The following is a 17,441-nucleotide window of genomic DNA, read 5'->3' as shown; positions in this document are numbered from 1 at the left end:
CCACCCCTTCCCATCCCGAACAGGACCGTGAAACGACTCCACGCCGATGATAGTGCGGATACCCGTGTGAAAGTAGGTAATCGTCAGGCTCCTCATGCTGAAAGCAAGCGAAAGCCCCAACTCCAACGAGTTGGGGCTTTTTGCGTTTTTCGTCTCACCTATAAGTGAGAGCCTCGAATTTTTCGGGTCGTAAGAAACGCTTGACAACGGCGTGTTGTTACCCCATAATCGATAGTTCTCTGCGGAGGGGTGCCCGAGTGGCTAAAGGGGGCAGACTGTAAATCTGTTGGCTTACGCCTACGTTGGTTCGAATCCAACCTCCTCCACCAGAATTCAAGCGGTAAGGGAATCCAACCCTCGCGGGTGTAGCTCAATGGTAGAGCAGAAGCCTTCCAAGCTTACGACGAGGGTTCGATTCCCTTCACCCGCTCCAGTGTCGATTTTGTAGTGCCCATGTGGCTCAGTGGTAGAGCACTCCCTTGGTAAGGGAGAGGTCGGCAGTTCGATCCTGCCCATGGGCACCAGCTGTATCAGTCTAGTAAGTTGCGCGCGGCGCAAGGTGCGAAAATCCTGTTAGGAGTCGAAAATGGCCAAAGGTAAATTCGAGCGGACCAAGCCGCACGTGAACGTGGGCACGATCGGTCACGTTGACCACGGCAAGACCACGCTGACGGCAGCGATCACGACGGTTCTCACGCAGAAGTTCGGCGGCGAAGCGAAGGCGTACGACCAGATCGACGCAGCGCCGGAAGAAAAGGCGCGCGGTATTACCATCAACACCGCGCACGTCGAGTACGAAACGGCTAACCGCCACTACGCACACGTCGACTGCCCGGGCCACGCCGACTACGTGAAGAACATGATCACGGGCGCCGCGCAGATGGACGGCGCAATCCTGGTGTGTTCGGCTGCTGACGGCCCGATGCCGCAAACGCGTGAGCACATCCTGCTGGCCCGTCAGGTTGGCGTGCCGTACATCATCGTGTTCCTGAACAAGTGCGACATGGTGGACGACGCCGAGCTGCTCGAGCTCGTCGAAATGGAAGTGCGCGAACTGCTGTCGAAGTACGACTTCCCGGGCGACGACACCCCGATCATCAAGGGTTCGGCCAAGCTGGCGCTGGAAGGCGACAAGGGCGAGCTGGGCGAAGTGGCGATCATGAACCTGGCCGACGCGCTGGATTCGTACATCCCGACGCCGGAGCGTGCAGTTGACGGCGCGTTCCTGATGCCGGTGGAAGACGTGTTCTCGATCTCGGGTCGCGGCACGGTGGTGACGGGTCGCGTCGAGCGCGGCATCGTCAAGGTCGGCGAGGAAATCGAAATCGTCGGTATCAAGCCGACGGTGAAGACGACCTGCACGGGCGTGGAAATGTTCCGCAAGCTGCTCGACCAAGGTCAGGCAGGCGACAACGTCGGTATCCTGCTGCGCGGCACGAAGCGTGAAGACGTGGAGCGCGGCCAGGTTCTGGCCAAGCCGGGTTCGATCACGCCGCACACGCACTTCACGGCTGAAGTGTACGTGCTGAGCAAGGACGAAGGCGGCCGTCACACGCCGTTCTTCAACAACTACCGTCCGCAGTTCTACTTCCGTACGACGGACGTGACCGGCTCAATCGAGCTGCCGAAGGACAAGGAAATGGTGATGCCGGGCGACAACGTGTCGATCACGGTCAAGCTGATCGCTCCGATCGCCATGGAAGAAGGCCTGCGCTTCGCAATCCGCGAAGGCGGCCGTACCGTCGGCGCCGGTGTCGTGGCGAAGATTATCGAGTAAGAGCCAGAAATCTTCTCGGTAGTTAGTGGTTTCGGGGTCGGCAATGTCCGTCGACCCCAAATGGTTTAGGGGTATAGCTCAACTGGCAGAGCGTCGGTCTCCAAAACCGAAGGTTGGGGGTTCGATTCCCTCTGCCCCTGCCAAAATTCTCGCGCCAAGTGGCGCTGTTTAAGGTGTTATGGCGAATCCTTCCGTCGAAACTGTAAATACTTCCGGCGACAAGTTGATGTTGGTGGCGGGCGTATTGTTGGTCTTGGCCGGGTTCGTTGGATTCTTCTGGCTCTCGGGCCAAGAATGGTACGTCCGCGGCGCAGCGCTTGCTGTTGGTGTCATCGCGGGTGTCGCAGTCGGTCTGCTCTCTGCGCCGGGCAAGGGTTTCATCGCTTTTGCCAAAGACTCGTACAAGGAAGTCCGCAAGGTTGTCTGGCCGACTCGCAAAGAGGCCACGCAAACGACCCTGGTGGTCTTCGCGTTTGTTCTGATCATGGCCATCTTCCTTTGGCTTAGCGATAAGTCGATCGAATGGGTGATTTTCTCGGCGATTCTGGGTTGGAAATGATATGAGCGATACTCCGACATCCCCGAGTGGAAAGCGTTGGTATGTGGTGCACGCCTACTCCGGCATGGAGAAGAGCGTGCAACGTGCGCTTCAGGAGCGCATCGAGCGCGCAGGCATGCAAAATCAATTCGGTCAGATTCTTGTCCCGACCGAAGAAGTTGTTGAAGTAAAGGGCGGCCACAAATCGGTCACCGAGCGTCGTTTCTTCCCGGGTTACGTCCTGGTCGAAATGGAAATGACGGACGAAACGTGGCATCTGGTCAAGAACACGGCCAAAGTAACCGGTTTCGTTGGTGGTGCGCGCAATCGCCCGAGTCCCATCTCGCCACGTGAAGTCGAAAAGATCATGTCGCAGATGCAGGAAGGCGTCGAGAAGCCGCGGCCGAAGACGCTCTTCGAAGTCGGCGAGATGGTCCGCGTGAAGGAAGGTCCGTTCACCGACTTCAATGGCAACGTCGAAGAAGTGAATTACGAAAAGTCCCGAGTGCGTGTTTCTGTCACGATTTTCGGGCGTTCGACGCCGGTCGAACTCGAGTTCGGTCAGGTCGAGAAGCTTTAATCGAATACATCGCGCGTGGCTTTCGGGTCATCGCGCGATTCGCGCTTACGGTCCGCGTCATGGCCGTTGAGGAGCGTCAGTAGTCGGCAACGTCGAACGCGCGCTATCACTCACCGAACGCTCACGCGTTCAGCAGAGGTTTTCAACATGGCAAAGAAAATCATCGGCTTTATCAAGCTGCAGATTCCTGCAGGTAAAGCCAACCCGTCGCCGCCGGTCGGTCCGGCACTGGGCCAGCGTGGCCTGAACATCATGGAGTTCTGCAAGGCGTTCAACGCGCAGACTCAGGGTATGGAGCCGGGTCTGCCGGTGCCGGTCGTCATTACGGCATTCGCGGACAAGAGCTTCACCTTCATCATGAAGACGCCGCCGGCTACCGTTCTGATCAAGAAGGCGGCCGCAGTGCAGAAGGGTTCGAGCAAGCCGCACACCGACAAGGTCGGCAACATCACCCGCGCTCAAGCGGAAGAAATCGCGAAGACCAAGATGCCGGATCTTACGGCAGCTGATCTGGATGCAGCCGTGCGTACGATCGCCGGCAGCGCGCGTTCGATGGGCATCACTGTGGAGGGCGTGTAAATGGCTAAGCTTTCTAAGCGCCTTCAGGCATTTGCGAACAAGGTTGATCGTCAGAAGCTGTACGCGATCGACGACGCGCTGGCTCTCGTGAAGGAATGCGCGAGCGCCAAGTTCGACGAGTCGATCGACGTTGCAGTGCAGCTCGGCATCGACGCGAAGAAGTCGGATCAGGTGGTTCGCGGCTCCGTGGTTCTGCCGGCTGGTACCGGCAAGTCGGTTCGCGTCGCAGTGTTCGCGCAAGGCGACAAGGCTGAACAGGCTCGCGCAGCTGGCGCAGACGTGGTCGGCATGGAAGACCTGGCCGAGCAAGTCAAGGCCGGCAATCTGAATTTCGACGTCGTGATCGCTTCGCCGGACACGATGCGTGTCGTCGGTACGCTGGGTCAGATCCTCGGTCCGCGTGGTCTGATGCCGAACCCGAAGGTCGGTACGGTTACGCCGGACGTCGCTCAAGCGGTCAAGAACGCGAAGGCGGGTCAGGTTCAGTTCCGCGTCGACAAGGCCGGTATCATCCACGGCACGATCGGTCGCGCATCGTTCGAGCCGGCATCGCTGCGTCAGAACCTGTCGGCGCTGATCGAAGCGCTGCAAAAGGCGAAGCCGGCGACCAGCAAGGGCGTGTACCTGCGCAAGATCGCGGTGTCGAGCACGATGGGTGTCGGCGTTCGCGTGGATCAAGCCACGCTGGCGCAACAGTAAGAATTTCGAGCGCGGTCAGATGACCGCGCTTCATATGGGCTTTGGGCGGTTGCAAGATTGCAGTTTCGATTGAGCAACCGGTTGTCAAAGACCGTTGGTGGCGGTGCAGCAGGCAGGCATTGCCTTAATTCAAGCCAACGCAGATGGCGAACCCGAAACAGTTTTGCAGTGGTTGAAGTCGGTTATCGAGCGTCGTGAGACGTCTCACCAATCGATCGAAATACTCCTAACAGTCGGACGCCGTTGTTGAACGTGGTGCATGAGGGTAGTTCGCCCGAGTGCATCGAATCTGGAGGTTTAACCGTGCCACTGAACAAAGAAGATAAGCAGGCAGTCGTCGCTGAAGTCGCCGCGCAAGTCGCGAAGGCTCAGACGATGGTGCTCGCTGAGTATCGTGGGATCACGGTTGGCGATCTGACCAAGCTGCGCGCGAAAGCGCGTGAGCAACAGGTGTATCTGCGCGTGTTGAAGAACACGCTGGCGCGTCGCGCCGTCGAAGGTACGCCGTTCGCTCCGCTGGCTGAGCAGATGACCGGTCCTCTGATCTACGGCATCTCGGAAGATGCCATTGCCGCTGCGAAGGTCGTCAACGACTTCGGCAAGAGCAATGACAAGTTGATCATCAAGGCTGGTTCCTACGAAGGCAACGTGATGGACAAGGCAGGCGTGCAAGCGCTGGCCAGCATCCCGAGCCGCGAAGAACTGCTCTCCAAGTTGCTGTTCGTCATGCAGGCACCTGTTTCCGGCTTTGCGCGCGCTCTGGCCGCGCTGGCTGAAAAGAAGCAGGGCGAAGCTGTGTAACGACCGCGCTTGGGCGCTAGTCGCTTAAGTTAGGCAAAGCTAGATCGCTAGCTCGATCCGAATTCAATCTAGGAGTATTTCACATGGCAATCGCAAAAGAAGACATCCTCGAAGCCGTTGGCTCGATGTCGGTGCTGGAACTGAACGAGCTGGTCAAGGCGTTCGAAGAGAAGTTTGGCGTGTCGGCTGCTGCTGTCGCAGTTGCTGGGCCCGCAGGTGCCGGTGGCGCCGCTGCTGCTGCTGAAGAGCAGACGGAGTTCACCGTGAACCTGCTCGAAGCAGGCGCGAACAAGGTTTCCGTCATTAAGGCTGTTCGTGAACTGACGGGTCTCGGCCTGAAGGAAGCGAAGGATCTGGTTGACGGCGCACCGAAGCCCATCAAGGAAGCGGTGCCCAAGGCTGCTGCTGAAGAAGCCAAGAAGAAGCTGGAAGACGCTGGCGCGAAGGCTGAAATCAAGTAAGTTTCATTGCGCTATGCGAAGGCTGGCGGTTTTTCACCGCCGGCCTTTTTGTGCTTTGTGGGGACGCAGTTTGTATGCTGGTCAGCAAGCATAAATGTCTCCACAGAAGCCAAAGATAACGGTCGGAACGGCAGAATTTTCCGATTGTTCTCTTTGTCTTCTGAAGCGACTGCAGAAGGCAAGTTTGGTCGGGTAGCGGGAAACACAGGCATCCGCTGCCGTCAGCCAGCGGTTGGTAGCGGCCAACCACCAAGCTTCTAGATTCGCGCGTCCTCCCCGGACAGTTGCGCGGGTCTCAGTCGGTGAACACCGGGCTGTGGCATCGAGGTATCCCGCCTCGGTAACGCCCGCCGTGATTCGGAGATCGTATGCAATATTCCTTCACCGAGAAGAAGCGTATTCGCAAGAGTTTCGCGAAGCGCCCCATCGTTCACCAAGTTCCCTTTTTGCTGGCGACCCAGCTTGAATCATTCCAGACGTTTCTGCAAGCGGACACGTCTTCCTCGCAGCGCAAGTCCGAAGGCTTGCAGGCTGCGTTCAGCTCTGTTTTCCCGATCGTCTCGCACAACGGTTTCGCGCGTCTCGAGTTCGTCAGCTACATGCTGTCGCCGCCCGCGTTCAACATCAAGGAATGCCAGCAGCGCGGTCTGACGTACTGCTCGGCGCTGCGCGCGAAAGTGCGCCTGGTTCTGCTCGACAAGGAATCGCCGAGCAAGCCGGTCGTCAAGGAAGTGAAGGAGCAGGAAGTGTACATGGGCGAAATTCCGCTCATGACGCCGACGGGTTCGTTCGTCATCAACGGTACCGAGCGCGTGATCGTGTCGCAGCTCCACCGTTCGCCTGGTGTCTTCTTCGAGCACGACAAGGGCAAGACGCACAGCTCCGGCAAGCTGCTGTTCTCGGCTCGTATCATTCCCTATCGTGGCTCGTGGCTCGACTTCGAATTCGATCCGAAGGACGTGCTGTACTTCCGCGTCGACCGTCGCCGCAAGATGCCGGTCACGATCCTGCTGAAGGCTATCGGCATGTCGCCGGAGCAGATCCTCGCGAACTTCTTCGTGTTCGACAACTTCGCGCTGATGAGCGAAGGCGCGCAAATGGAATTCGTGCCTGAGCGTCTGCGCGGCGAAGTCGCGCGCTTCGACATCCAGGATCGCGATGGCAACGTCATCGTCACGAAGGACAAGCGGATCAACGCGAAGCACATTCGCGACCTCGAAAACGCCAAGACGAAGTTCATCTCGGTGCCGGAGGAATACCTGCTCGGCCGCGTGCTGGCGAAGAACGTGATCGACCCCGAAACGGGCGAAGTGATCGCGAACGCCAACGAAGAAATCACGGAAACGGTTCTCGAGAAGCTGCGCGAAGCGAAGGTCAAGGACATCCAGACGCTCTACACGAACGATCTGGATCAGGGTCCGTACATTTCGTCGACGCTGCGTATCGACGAAACTGCCGACAAGATGGCCGCGCGCATCGCGATCTACCGCATGATGCGCCCGGGCGAGCCGCCGACCGAAGAAGCGGTCGAGGCGCTGTTCAACCGTCTGTTCTACAGCGAAGACGCGTACGACCTGTCGAAGGTCGGCCGCATGAAGTTCAACCGCCGCGTCGGCCGTGACGAAATCATCGGACCGATGACGCTGCAGGACGACGACATCCTCGCGACCATCAAGATCCTCGTCGAGCTGCGTAACGGCAAGGGCGAAGTGGACGATATCGACCACCTCGGCAATCGTCGCGTGCGTTGCGTCGGCGAGCTCGCGGAGAACCAGTTCCGCGCGGGTCTCGTGCGCGTCGAACGGGCTGTGAAGGAACGCCTCGGCCAGGCCGAAAGCGAAAACCTGATGCCGCACGACCTGATCAACTCGAAGCCGATTTCGTCGGCGATTCGCGAGTTCTTCGGTTCGTCGCAGCTCTCGCAGTTCATGGACCAGACCAACCCGCTGTCGGAAATCACGCATAAGCGTCGCGTTTCCGCACTGGGCCCGGGCGGTCTGACGCGCGAGCGTGCGGGCTTCGAAGTCCGCGACGTGCATCCGACGCACTACGGCCGTGTGTGCCCGATCGAAACGCCGGAAGGTCCGAACATCGGTCTGATCAACTCGCTCGCTCTGTACGCGCACCTCAACGAGTACGGCTTCCTCGAAACGCCGTACCGCAAGGTCGTGGACAGCAAGGTGACGGATCAGATCGACTATCTGTCGGCGATCGAAGAAGGCCGCTACGTGATCGCGCAGGCGAATGCCGCCGTGAGCGAAGACGGCACGCTGACCGACGAACTCGTGTCGTCGCGTGAAGCGGGCGAAACGCTGATGGTCACGCCGGACCGCATCCAGTACATGGACGTGGCGCCGTCGCAGATCGTGTCGGTGGCTGCATCGCTGATCCCGTTCCTCGAGCACGACGACGCGAACCGCGCGTTGATGGGTTCGAACATGCAGCGTCAGGCCGTGCCTTGCCTGCGTCCGGAAAAGCCGGTCGTCGGTACGGGCATCGAGCGCACGGTCGCGGTCGACTCGGGCACGACGGTTCAGGCGCTGCGCGGTGGCGTGGTGGATTACGTCGACGCGGGCCGTATCGTGATTCGCGTGAACGACGATGAAGCCGTGGCCGGCGACGTCGGCGTGGACATCTACAACCTGATCAAGTACACGCGTTCGAACCAGAACACGAACATCAACCAGCGTCCGATCGCGAAGGTCGGCGACAAGGTTGCGCGCGGCGACGTGCTGGCTGACGGTGCATCGACGGATTTGGGCGAGCTCGCGCTCGGCCAGAACATGCTGGTCGCGTTCATGCCGTGGAACGGCTACAACTTCGAAGACTCGATTCTGATCTCGGAGAAGGTCGTTGCGGACGATCGCTATACGTCGATCCACATCGAAGAACTGAATGTCGTTGCTCGCGACACGAAGCTCGGACCGGAAGAAATCACGCGCGATATCTCGAACCTCGCGGAAGTGCAGCTTGGCCGTCTCGATGAGTCGGGCATCGTGTACATCGGCGCGGAAGTCGAGGCGGGCGACGTGCTGGTCGGCAAGGTCACGCCGAAGGGCGAAACCCAACTGACGCCGGAAGAAAAGCTGCTGCGCGCGATCTTCGGCGAGAAGGCATCGGACGTGAAGGATACGTCGCTGCGCGTGCCCTCGGGCATGAGCGGTACGGTCATCGACGTGCAAGTGTTCACGCGCGAAGGCATCACGCGTGACAAGCGCGCGCAACAGATCATCGACGACGAACTGAAGCGTTATCGCCTCGATTTGAACGACCAGCTGCGCATCGTGGAAGGCGACGCGTTCTCGCGTCTCGCCCGCATGCTGAACGGCAAGGTCGCGAATGGCGGTCCGAAGAAGCTCGCGAAGGGCACGAAGATCGACCTCGCGTACCTCGAAGATCTCGATCACTACCACTGGTTCGACATCCGCCTCGCGGACGAAGAAGCCGCGGCACAGCTGGAAGCGATCAAGGACTCGATCGAGCAGAAGCGTCACCAGTTCGATCTCGCGTTCGAAGAGAAGCGCAAGAAGCTCACGCAAGGCGACGAACTGCCGCCGGGCGTGCTGAAGATGGTCAAGGTGTATCTCGCCGTGAAGCGTCGCCTGCAGCCTGGCGACAAGATGGCGGGTCGTCACGGTAACAAGGGTGTCGTGTCGAAGATCGTGCCGATCGAAGACATGCCGTACATGGCCGATGGCCGTCCGGCCGACGTCGTGCTGAACCCGCTCGGCGTGCCGTCGCGGATGAACGTGGGTCAGATTCTCGAAGTGCACCTCGGCTGGGCCGCGAAGGGTCTCGGCTGGCGCATCGGCGAGATGATGCAGCGTCAGGCGAAGATCGAAGAAATGCGTCAGTTCCTCACGCAGATCTATAACGAGTCGGGCCGTCAGGAAGAGCTGGACAAGTTCTCCGACGACGAGATCCTCGAACTCGCGAAGAACCTGCGCGAAGGTGTGCCGTTCGCGACGCCGGTGTTCGACGGCGCGACGGAACACGAAATGACGCGTGCGCTCGATCTGGCGTTCCCGGACGACATCGCCACGAATCTCGGCATGACGCCGTCGAAGAACCAGGTCACGCTGTACGACGGCCGCACCGGCGAAGCATTCGAGCGCACGGTCACGGTCGGCTACATGCACTACCTGAAGCTGCACCACTTGGTCGACGACAAGATGCACGCACGTTCGACCGGTCCGTACTCGCTCGTCACGCAGCAGCCGCTGGGTGGTAAGGCGCAGTTCGGTGGTCAGCGCTTCGGTGAGATGGAAGTGTGGGCACTCGAGGCGTATGGCGCGTCGTATGTGCTGCAAGAAATGCTGACGGTCAAGTCGGACGACGTGACGGGCCGGACGAAGGTTTATGAGAACCTCGTCAAGGGCGATCACGTCATCGACGCGGGCATGCCGGAATCCTTCAACGTGTTGGTGAAGGAAATCCGCTCGCTCGGTATTGATATCGATCTGGACCGCAACTAATCGGACTACGGAGAGAAAGCAATGAAAGCTCTGCTCGATCTATTCAAGCAAGTCCAACAAGAAGAAGTTTTTGATGCGATCAAGATCGGCCTCGCGTCGCCCGACAAGATTCGTTCTTGGTCGTTCGGCGAAGTGAAGAAGCCGGAGACCATCAATTACCGCACGTTCAAGCCGGAGCGGGATGGTCTGTTCTGCGCGAAGATTTTTGGTCCGATCAAGGACTACGAATGCCTGTGCGGCAAGTACAAGCGCCTGAAGCATCGCGGCGTGATCTGCGAGAAGTGCGGCGTCGAAGTGACGCTGGCCAAGGTGCGCCGCGAACGGATGGGCCACATCGAACTGGCCTCGCCGGTCGCGCACATCTGGTTCCTGAAGTCGCTGCCGTCGCGTCTGGGCATGGTGCTCGACATGACGCTGCGCGACATCGAGCGCGTGCTGTACTTCGAAGCATATGTGGTGATCGATCCGGGCATGACGCCGCTGAAAGCGCGGCAGATCATGACCGAAGAGGATTACTACAACAAGGTCGAAGAGTACGGTGACGAGTTCCGTGCCGAAATGGGCGCGGAAGGCGTGCGCGAACTGCTGCGCGCGATCAACATCGACGAACAGGTCGAGACGCTGCGCACGGAACTGAAGAACACCGGTTCCGAAGCGAAGATCAAGAAGTACGCGAAGCGCCTGAAAGTGCTCGAGGCTTTCCAGCGTTCGGGCATCAAGCCTGACTGGATGGTGCTCGACGTGCTGCCGGTGCTGCCGCCGGAACTGCGTCCGCTCGTGCCGCTGGACGGCGGCCGTTTCGCGACGTCGGACCTGAACGACCTGTATCGCCGCGTCATCAACCGTAACAACCGGTTGAAGCGTCTGCTCGAACTGAAGGCGCCTGAAATCATCGTCCGCAACGAAAAGCGGATGCTGCAGGAAGCCGTCGATTCGCTGCTCGACAACGGCCGTCGCGGCAAGGCGATGACCGGCGCGAACAAGCGTCCGCTGAAGTCGCTCGCTGACATGATCAAGGGTAAGGGCGGTCGTTTCCGTCAGAACCTGCTCGGTAAGCGTGTGGACTATTCGGGCCGTTCGGTGATCGTGGTCGGCCCGACGCTCAAGCTGCATCAGTGCGGTCTGCCGAAGCTGATGGCGCTCGAACTGTTCAAGCCGTTCATCTTCAACAAGCTGGAAGTGATGGGCGTCGCGACGACCATCAAGGCCGCGAAGAAGGAAGTCGAGAACCAGACGCCGGTCGTGTGGGACATTCTCGAAGAAGTCATTCGCGAGCATCCGGTGATGCTGAACCGCGCGCCTACTCTTCACCGTCTCGGCATTCAGGCTTTCGAGCCGGTGCTGATCGAAGGGAAGGCGATCCAGCTGCATCCGCTCGTTTGCGCGGCGTTCAACGCCGACTTCGACGGCGACCAGATGGCCGTGCACGTTCCGCTGTCGCTCGAAGCGCAGATGGAAGCGCGCACGCTGATGCTGGCGTCGAACAACGTCCTGTTCCCGGCCAACGGCGATCCGTCGATCGTGCCGTCGCAGGATATCGTGCTGGGCCTGTACTACGCGTCGCGCGAAGCGATCAACGGCAAGGGCGAAGGCATGACGTTCACGGGCGTGTCGGAAGTGATCCGCGCGTACGAGAACAAGGAAGTCGAATTGGCATCGCGCGTCAACGTGCGTATCACCGAAATGGTGGCGAACGAAGACCAGAGTGAAGGTGCGCCGAAGTTCGTGCCGAAGATCTCGCTGTACGCGACGACCGTCGGCCGTTCGATCCTGTCGGAGATTCTGCCGCCGGGCCTGCCGTTCACGGTGCTGAACAAGCCGCTGAAGAAGAAGCAGATTTCGCAGCTGATCAACACGGCGTTCCGCAAGTGCGGTCTGCGCGAAACGGTGATCTTCGCCGACCAGCTGATGCAAATGGGCTTCCGTCTCGCAACGCGCGCCGGTATCTCGATTTGCGTCGACGACATGCTCGTGCCGCCGCAGAAGGAAACCATCGTCGGCGACGCCGCGAAGAAGGTGAAGGAATACGACCGTCAGTACATGTCGGGTCTCGTCACCGCGCAGGAGCGCTACAACAACGTGGTCGACATCTGGTCGGCAACGTCGGAAGCGGTCGGCAAGGCGATGATGGAGCAGCTCGCAACGGAGCCGGTGGTCGATCGCGACGGCAACGAAACGAAGCAGGAGTCGTTCAACTCCATCTACATGATGGCCGACTCGGGCGCGCGTGGTTCCGCGGTGCAGATTCGTCAGCTCGCCGGTATGCGCGGCCTGATGGCGAAGCCGGACGGCTCGATCATCGAGACGCCGATTACCGCGAACTTCCGCGAAGGCCTGAACGTGTTGCAGTACTTCATCTCGACGCACGGCGCTCGTAAGGGTCTGGCGGACACGGCGTTGAAGACCGCGAACTCGGGTTACCTGACGCGTCGTCTCGTCGACGTGACGCAGGATCTGGTCGTCGTCGAAGACGATTGCGGCACGTCGAACGGCGTGGCGATGAAGGCGTTGGTCGAAGGCGGTGAAGTCGTCGAAGCGCTGCGTGACCGTATTCTCGGTCGCGTCGCGGTGGCGGACGTCGTCAATCCGGAAACGCAGGAAACGATCTACGCTTCGGGCGATCTGCTCGACGAAGATGCGGTGGAGGAAATCGAGCGCCTCGGCATCGACGAAGTGCGCGTGCGCACGCCGCTCACCTGCGAGACGCGTTATGGCCTGTGCGCCGCGTGCTACGGCCGCGACCTGGGCCGCGGTTCGCGCGTGAACGTCGGTGAGGCAGTCGGTGTGATCGCTGCTCAGTCGATCGGCGAGCCGGGCACGCAGCTGACGATGCGTACGTTCCACATCGGTGGTGCGGCATCGCGTGCGGCGGTGGCTTCGACGGTGGAAGCGAAGAGCAACGGTACGCTGCGCTTCACGGCCACGATGCGTTACGTCACCAACGCGAAGGGCGAGCAGGTCGTCATTTCGCGTTCCGGCGAGGCGATCATCGCGGACGACTTCGGTCGCGAGCGTGAGCGTCACAAGATTCCGTACGGCGCAACGCTGCTGCAACTCGACGGCGCTGCGATCAAGGCCGGTACGCAACTGGCTCAATGGGATCCGCTGACGCGTCCGATCATCACCGAGTGGGGCGGTACGGTGAAGTTCGAGAACGTCGAGGAAGGCGTGACGGTCGCGAAGCAGATCGACGACGTGACCGGTCTTTCGACCCTGGTCGTGATCGACGCGAAGCGCCGTGGCTCGCAGGCTGGCAAGAGCGTGCGTCCGCAGGTGAAGCTGCTCGACGCGAACGGCGAGGAAGTGAAGATCCCGAACACCGAGCATTCGGTGCAGATCGGCTTCCAGGTCGGCGCACTGATCACCGTGAAGGATGGTCAGCAGGTGCAGGTCGGTGAAGTGCTGGCGCGTATCCCGGTTGAAGCGCAGAAGACGCGTGACATTACCGGTGGTCTGCCGCGCGTGGCCGAACTGTTCGAAGCGCGCTCGCCGAAGGACGCCGGCATTCTGGCGGAAGTCACGGGCACGACGTCGTTCGGCAAGGACACGAAGGGCAAGCAACGTCTCGTCATCACGGACCTCGAGGGCAATCAGCACGAGTTCCTGATCGCGAAGGAAAAGCAGGTGCTGGTGCACGACGGTCAGGTCGTCAACAAGGGCGAAATGATCGTCGACGGTCCTGCCGATCCGCACGACATCCTGCGTCTGCAGGGTATCGAGGCGTTGTCGCGCTACATCGTGGACGAAGTGCAGGACGTGTACCGTCTGCAGGGCGTGAAGATCAACGACAAGCACATCGAAGTGATCGTGCGTCAGATGCTGCGCCGCGTGCAGATCGTCGACAACGGCGATACGCGTTTCATTCCTGGCGAACAAGTCGAGCGTTCGGACATGCTCGACGAGAACGACAAGATGATCGCGGAAGACAAGCGTCCGGCGACGTACGACAACGTGCTGCTCGGTATCACGAAGGCATCGCTGTCGACCGATTCGTTCATCTCGGCGGCGTCGTTCCAGGAAACGACCCGCGTGCTGACCGAAGCGGCGATCATGGGCAAGCGCGACGATCTGCGTGGCCTGAAGGAAAACGTGATCGTCGGCCGTCTGATTCCGGCCGGTACGGGTCTCGCGTTCCACAAGGCGCGCAAGGCGAAGGAATCGTCGGATCGCGAGCGTTTCGACCAAATCGCGGCCGAAGAGGCTTTCGACTTCGGTACGCCGGAAACGCCGGCGGCGGAGCAGCAGCCGCACACCAACGAGTAAGCGTTTCTCGCTAGTAGCATCGATGAACCGCTCAGCTTCGGCTGGGCGGTTTTTTTTCGTCTGCACGTTTCGCTGCCGGCATCGTCCGAATGGCTAACGCCGGTTTCACGCGCTAATGCGTTGGTAGAATTCGTTATCTCCCACGTCGCAGTGCGCGCTTTTCCACATGTCCCGGTCGCTCGAAATACTCAACGAAATCTTCGGCTATCCCGCATTTCGCGGACAACAGGCGGAGATCGTCGAGCATGTCGCGAACGGCGGCGATTCCCTCGTGCTGATGCCCACCGGCGGCGGCAAGTCGCTGTGCTATCAGATACCGTCGCTGGTACGGCGCGAGGCGGGTTTCGGGGCGGGCATCGTCGTGTCGCCTCTCATCGCGTTGATGCAGGATCAGGTCGCCGCGCTGACCGAGGTGGGCGTGCGCGCCGCGTATCTCAATTCCACGTTGTCCGGCGCCGAAGCAGCCGCGACCGAGCGCGCCCTGCGCAACGGCGAGATCGACTTGCTGTATGTCGCGCCTGAACGCCTGATGACACCGCGTTTTCTCGATCTCCTCGACAGCGCGCCGGTCGGTCTTTTCGCGATCGACGAGGCACATTGCGTTTCGCAATGGGGGCACGATTTCCGCCCTGAATACATTCAGCTTTCCGTGCTGCACGAGCGGTTTCCCGATGTGCCGCGCATCGCGCTCACCGCGACCGCCGATGCGATCACGCGCGACGAAATCGTGCATCGCCTCGCGCTCGACGACGCGCGCATCTTCGTTTCGAGCTTCGATCGGCCGAACATTCGTTATCGGATCGTCGAGAAGGACAATGCGCGCTCGCAGCTGCTCGATTTCATCCGCGCGGAGCATACGAACAAGGACGGCACCACCGATGCGGGCGTCGTCTATTGCCTGTCGCGCCGCAAAGTCGAGGAAACCGCGGACTGGCTGAAGGGCCAGGGCATCCGCGCGTTGCCGTATCACGCGGGCATGGAGTTCGAGACGCGCCAGAAGCATCAGGAGATGTTCCAGCGCGAGGAAGGCATCGTCATGTGCGCGACCATCGCGTTCGGCATGGGCATCGACAAGCCGGACGTGCGCTTCGTCGCGCATCTGGACTTGCCGAAGAGCGTCGAGGGCTACTACCAGGAAACCGGACGCGCGGGCCGCGACGGCTTGCCGGCGAACGCGTGGATGGCTTACGGATTGGGCGACGTCGTGCAGCAGCGGAAGATGATCGACGAATCCGACGCCGACGACGCCCACAAGCGGGTGCAGACCGGCAAGCTCGATGCACTGCTTGGACTTTGCGAGGCGGCCACGTGCCGCCGCGTGCGTTTGCTCGCGTACTTCGGCGAGACGAGCACGCCGTGCGGCAATTGCGATACGTGCATCGAGCCGCCCGCGTCCTTCGATGCCACTCGCGAGGCGCAGATGGCGCTGTCGTGCGTGTATCGCGCACAGCGGGCGAGCGGATTCCATTTCGGTGCCGGGCACCTGATCGACATTCTGCGCGGCACGCGCAGCGAAAAGGTCCTGCAACGCGGCCACGAGAAAATTTCGACGTTTGGCGTCGGCGCGGCGCTGTCCGAGCCCGAGTGGCGCGCAGTGTTCCGGCAATTGGTGGCGTTCGGCTATCTCGCAGTCGATCACGACGGCTTCGGCGCGCTCGTTCTGACGGATGCCAGCAAGCCAGTACTCAAGGGCGAAGAGCGCGTCACGCTGCGCAAATACGTGAAGCCGACGCGCGCGCGGCAGTCGTCGAGCCGCACGGGCGAACGCGCGGATCCGACCGCTGGCATGTCACCGCGCGAGAAGTCGCGCTGGGAGCGCTTGCGGACCTGGCGCGCGGAAACCGCAAAGAGCGACGGCGTGCCCGCCTACGTCATCTTCCACGACGCGACGCTCGCCGAAATCGCGCGCAGCGACCCCGATACGATCGACGACTTGCGCCATATTCCCGGCATCGGCGTGCGCAAACTGGAGCGTTTCGGCGACGAACTGCTCGTCGTCGTCGGTTCGGATTGAGATTCGTCGCTCGAAAATCCATCGAAATCGTCGCAACGTATTGACCCGATTGCGATTTTCAGAATATCATGCTTGGTTCTCGTCATTGGTCCGTCTTCGGATCTGGCCTAGTGCCGGATGCGAAGCGCGGGAATCGTCGGCGAGATCGCTAAACACGCAATTCTTTTCGCTTTGCCCGATCGAATTGCGTGGATTTTGTTCATTTTTAGGATTAGACAATGCCAACCATCAATCAACTGGTTCGCAAAGGCCGCGCGTCGGAAACGACGAAGAGCAAGTCGCCGGCCCTGCAGGACTGCCCGCAGCGTCGCGGCGTGTGCACCCGCGTGTACACGACGACGCCGAAGAAGCCGAACTCGGCACTCCGTAAGGTCGCCAAGGTTCGCCTGACCAACGGCTTCGAAGTCATTTCGTACATCGGCGGTGAAGGCCACAACCTGCAAGAGCACTCGGTCGTGCTGATCCGCGGCGGCCGTGTGAAGGACTTGCCGGGTGTGCGTTACCACATGGTTCGCGGCTCGCTGGATACCCAGGGCGTCAAGGACCGTAAGCAAGCTCGCTCGAAGTACGGTGCGAAGCGCGCTAAGGCTGGCAAGTAAGTCGCCGGTCGGAAGTAACGAATCAAGGTCGCCGCAAGGCGGTAAAGGCGGTGGTGCCGGAAGTGCCGGTGCTATCGAGTAAGTGGTCACCCGGCCAAGCTGGTTTAGTCGAATAGATGGATCGGGTTAGTTGGTGGCCGCGGAGCGGGGAATCGCTCCAACTGAAAAAGTAAAGGAAGAATCATGCCGCGTCGTCGCGAAGTCCCCAAGCGGGAAGTGTTGCCGGATCCGAAGTTCGGCAACGTAGATGTAGCCAAGTTCATGAACGTGCTGATGCTCTCCGGCAAGAAGTCGGTTGCCGAGCGTATCGTGTACGGCGCTTTTGAACAGATCCAGACCAAGGGTGGCAAGGACCCGCTGGAAGTGTTCACGGTTGCGCTCAACAACGTGAAGCCGGTGGTCGAAGTGAAGAGCCGTCGCGTTGGTGGTGCGAACTATCAGGTTCCGGTCGAAGTGCGTCCCTCGCGTCGTATGGCATTGGCGATGCGTTGGTTGCGTGAAGCCGCGAAGAAGCGCAGCGAAAAGTCGATGGCCCTGCGTCTCGCAGGTGAACTGCAGGAAGCGGCTGAAGGCCGTGGTGGCGCAATGAAGAAGCGCGACGAAGTTCACCGCATGGCAGAAGCCAACAAGGCATTCTCGCACTTCCGTTTCTAAG

At 60.4% G+C, this 17,441-nt stretch carries 12 protein-coding genes and 4 tRNA genes; all 16 read left to right on the top strand.

The window, feature by feature from the left end:
* The first annotated feature begins 243 nt into the window (after positions 1-243).
* A tRNA-Tyr gene (locus QCE49_RS12230) sits at positions 244-329 on the top strand.
* A gap of 30 nt (positions 330-359) precedes the next feature.
* Positions 360-433: transfer RNA gene (locus QCE49_RS12225), tRNA-Gly, on the top strand.
* Positions 434-449: 16 nt separating this feature from the next.
* Positions 450-524: transfer RNA gene (locus QCE49_RS12220), tRNA-Thr, on the top strand.
* A 62-nt stretch (positions 525-586) separates the two neighbouring features.
* Entirely contained in the window at positions 587-1,777 is a 1,191-nt protein-coding gene (gene tuf / locus QCE49_RS12215; RefSeq protein ID WP_008343820.1) for an elongation factor Tu, read from the top strand.
* Between the two features lie 67 nt (positions 1,778-1,844).
* Positions 1,845-1,920, top strand: a tRNA-Trp gene (locus QCE49_RS12210).
* A 35-nt stretch (positions 1,921-1,955) separates the two neighbouring features.
* On the top strand, positions 1,956-2,336 hold the full coding sequence (gene secE / locus QCE49_RS12205) for a preprotein translocase subunit SecE (protein ID WP_008343790.1): 381 nt from the start codon (positions 1,956-1,958) through the stop codon (positions 2,334-2,336).
* Position 2,337: 1 nt separating this feature from the next.
* Positions 2,338-2,895: a transcription termination/antitermination protein NusG gene (nusG, locus tag QCE49_RS12200; RefSeq protein WP_008343792.1), complete on the top strand. Its 558-nt coding sequence runs from the start codon at positions 2,338-2,340 to the stop codon at positions 2,893-2,895.
* 147 nt (positions 2,896-3,042) lie between these two features.
* The gene (gene rplK, locus QCE49_RS12195; RefSeq protein ID WP_008343796.1) at positions 3,043-3,474 is read left to right on the top strand and encodes a 50S ribosomal protein L11; all 432 of its coding nucleotides are present in this window, start codon (positions 3,043-3,045) and stop codon (positions 3,472-3,474) included.
* Entirely contained in the window at positions 3,475-4,173 is a 699-nt protein-coding gene (rplA, locus tag QCE49_RS12190) for a 50S ribosomal protein L1 (RefSeq protein ID WP_008343797.1), read from the top strand.
* A gap of 303 nt (positions 4,174-4,476) precedes the next feature.
* The gene (gene rplJ / locus QCE49_RS12185) at positions 4,477-4,974 is read left to right on the top strand and encodes a 50S ribosomal protein L10 (RefSeq protein ID WP_250459049.1); all 498 of its coding nucleotides are present in this window, start codon (positions 4,477-4,479) and stop codon (positions 4,972-4,974) included.
* An 83-nt stretch (positions 4,975-5,057) separates the two neighbouring features.
* Positions 5,058-5,435: a 50S ribosomal protein L7/L12 gene (gene rplL, locus QCE49_RS12180; RefSeq protein WP_008343803.1), complete on the top strand. Its 378-nt coding sequence runs from the start codon at positions 5,058-5,060 to the stop codon at positions 5,433-5,435.
* Between the two features lie 368 nt (positions 5,436-5,803).
* Positions 5,804-9,910, top strand: a complete 4,107-nt coding sequence (gene rpoB / locus QCE49_RS12175) for a DNA-directed RNA polymerase subunit beta (protein WP_008343804.1) — start codon at positions 5,804-5,806, stop codon at positions 9,908-9,910.
* Positions 9,911-9,931: 21 nt separating this feature from the next.
* Entirely contained in the window at positions 9,932-14,173 is a 4,242-nt protein-coding gene (rpoC, locus tag QCE49_RS12170) for a DNA-directed RNA polymerase subunit beta' (protein WP_008343805.1), read from the top strand.
* A 166-nt stretch (positions 14,174-14,339) separates the two neighbouring features.
* Positions 14,340-16,187, top strand: coding sequence for a DNA helicase RecQ (recQ, locus tag QCE49_RS12165; protein ID WP_250459047.1), 1,848 nt, complete (start codon positions 14,340-14,342; stop codon positions 16,185-16,187).
* Between the two features lie 218 nt (positions 16,188-16,405).
* Positions 16,406-16,786 (top strand): 30S ribosomal protein S12, encoded by a 381-nt coding sequence (gene rpsL / locus QCE49_RS12160; protein ID WP_006998493.1) that lies wholly within the window; start codon positions 16,406-16,408, stop codon positions 16,784-16,786.
* 183 nt (positions 16,787-16,969) lie between these two features.
* Positions 16,970-17,440 (top strand): 30S ribosomal protein S7, encoded by a 471-nt coding sequence (rpsG, locus tag QCE49_RS12155; protein ID WP_008343817.1) that lies wholly within the window; start codon positions 16,970-16,972, stop codon positions 17,438-17,440.
* The last annotated feature ends 1 nt before the right edge of the window (position 17,441 follow it).

Origin of the sequence: Caballeronia sp. LZ008, assembly GCF_031451435.1 — a bacterium.
In the GTDB taxonomy this organism is placed as follows: Bacteria; Pseudomonadota; Gammaproteobacteria; order Burkholderiales; family Burkholderiaceae; genus Caballeronia; species Caballeronia zhejiangensis.
Note: the sequence above shows the minus strand (reverse complement) of the source record. Positions and strands in the feature narration are given on the sequence as shown.

Bases quoted from the DNA above. Each gene is read 5' to 3' on its own strand.
- rpoB (WP_008343804.1), top strand. From the start codon at position 5,804: ATGCAATATTCCTTCACCGAGAAGAAGCGTATTCGCAAGAGTTTCGCG.
- tuf (WP_008343820.1), top strand. From the start codon at position 587: ATGGCCAAAGGTAAATTCGAGCGGACCAAGCCGCACGTGAACGTGGGC.
- rpoC (WP_008343805.1), top strand. From the start codon at position 9,932: ATGAAAGCTCTGCTCGATCTATTCAAGCAAGTCCAACAAGAAGAAGTT.
- rplK (WP_008343796.1), top strand. From the start codon at position 3,043: ATGGCAAAGAAAATCATCGGCTTTATCAAGCTGCAGATTCCTGCAGGT.
- rplA (WP_008343797.1), top strand. From the start codon at position 3,475: ATGGCTAAGCTTTCTAAGCGCCTTCAGGCATTTGCGAACAAGGTTGAT.
- rpsG (WP_008343817.1), top strand. From the start codon at position 16,970: ATGCCGCGTCGTCGCGAAGTCCCCAAGCGGGAAGTGTTGCCGGATCCG.
- rpsL (WP_006998493.1), top strand. From the start codon at position 16,406: ATGCCAACCATCAATCAACTGGTTCGCAAAGGCCGCGCGTCGGAAACG.
- secE (WP_008343790.1), top strand. From the start codon at position 1,956: ATGGCGAATCCTTCCGTCGAAACTGTAAATACTTCCGGCGACAAGTTG.
- nusG (WP_008343792.1), top strand. From the start codon at position 2,338: ATGAGCGATACTCCGACATCCCCGAGTGGAAAGCGTTGGTATGTGGTG.
- rplL (WP_008343803.1), top strand. From the start codon at position 5,058: ATGGCAATCGCAAAAGAAGACATCCTCGAAGCCGTTGGCTCGATGTCG.
- recQ (WP_250459047.1), top strand. From the start codon at position 14,340: ATGTCCCGGTCGCTCGAAATACTCAACGAAATCTTCGGCTATCCCGCA.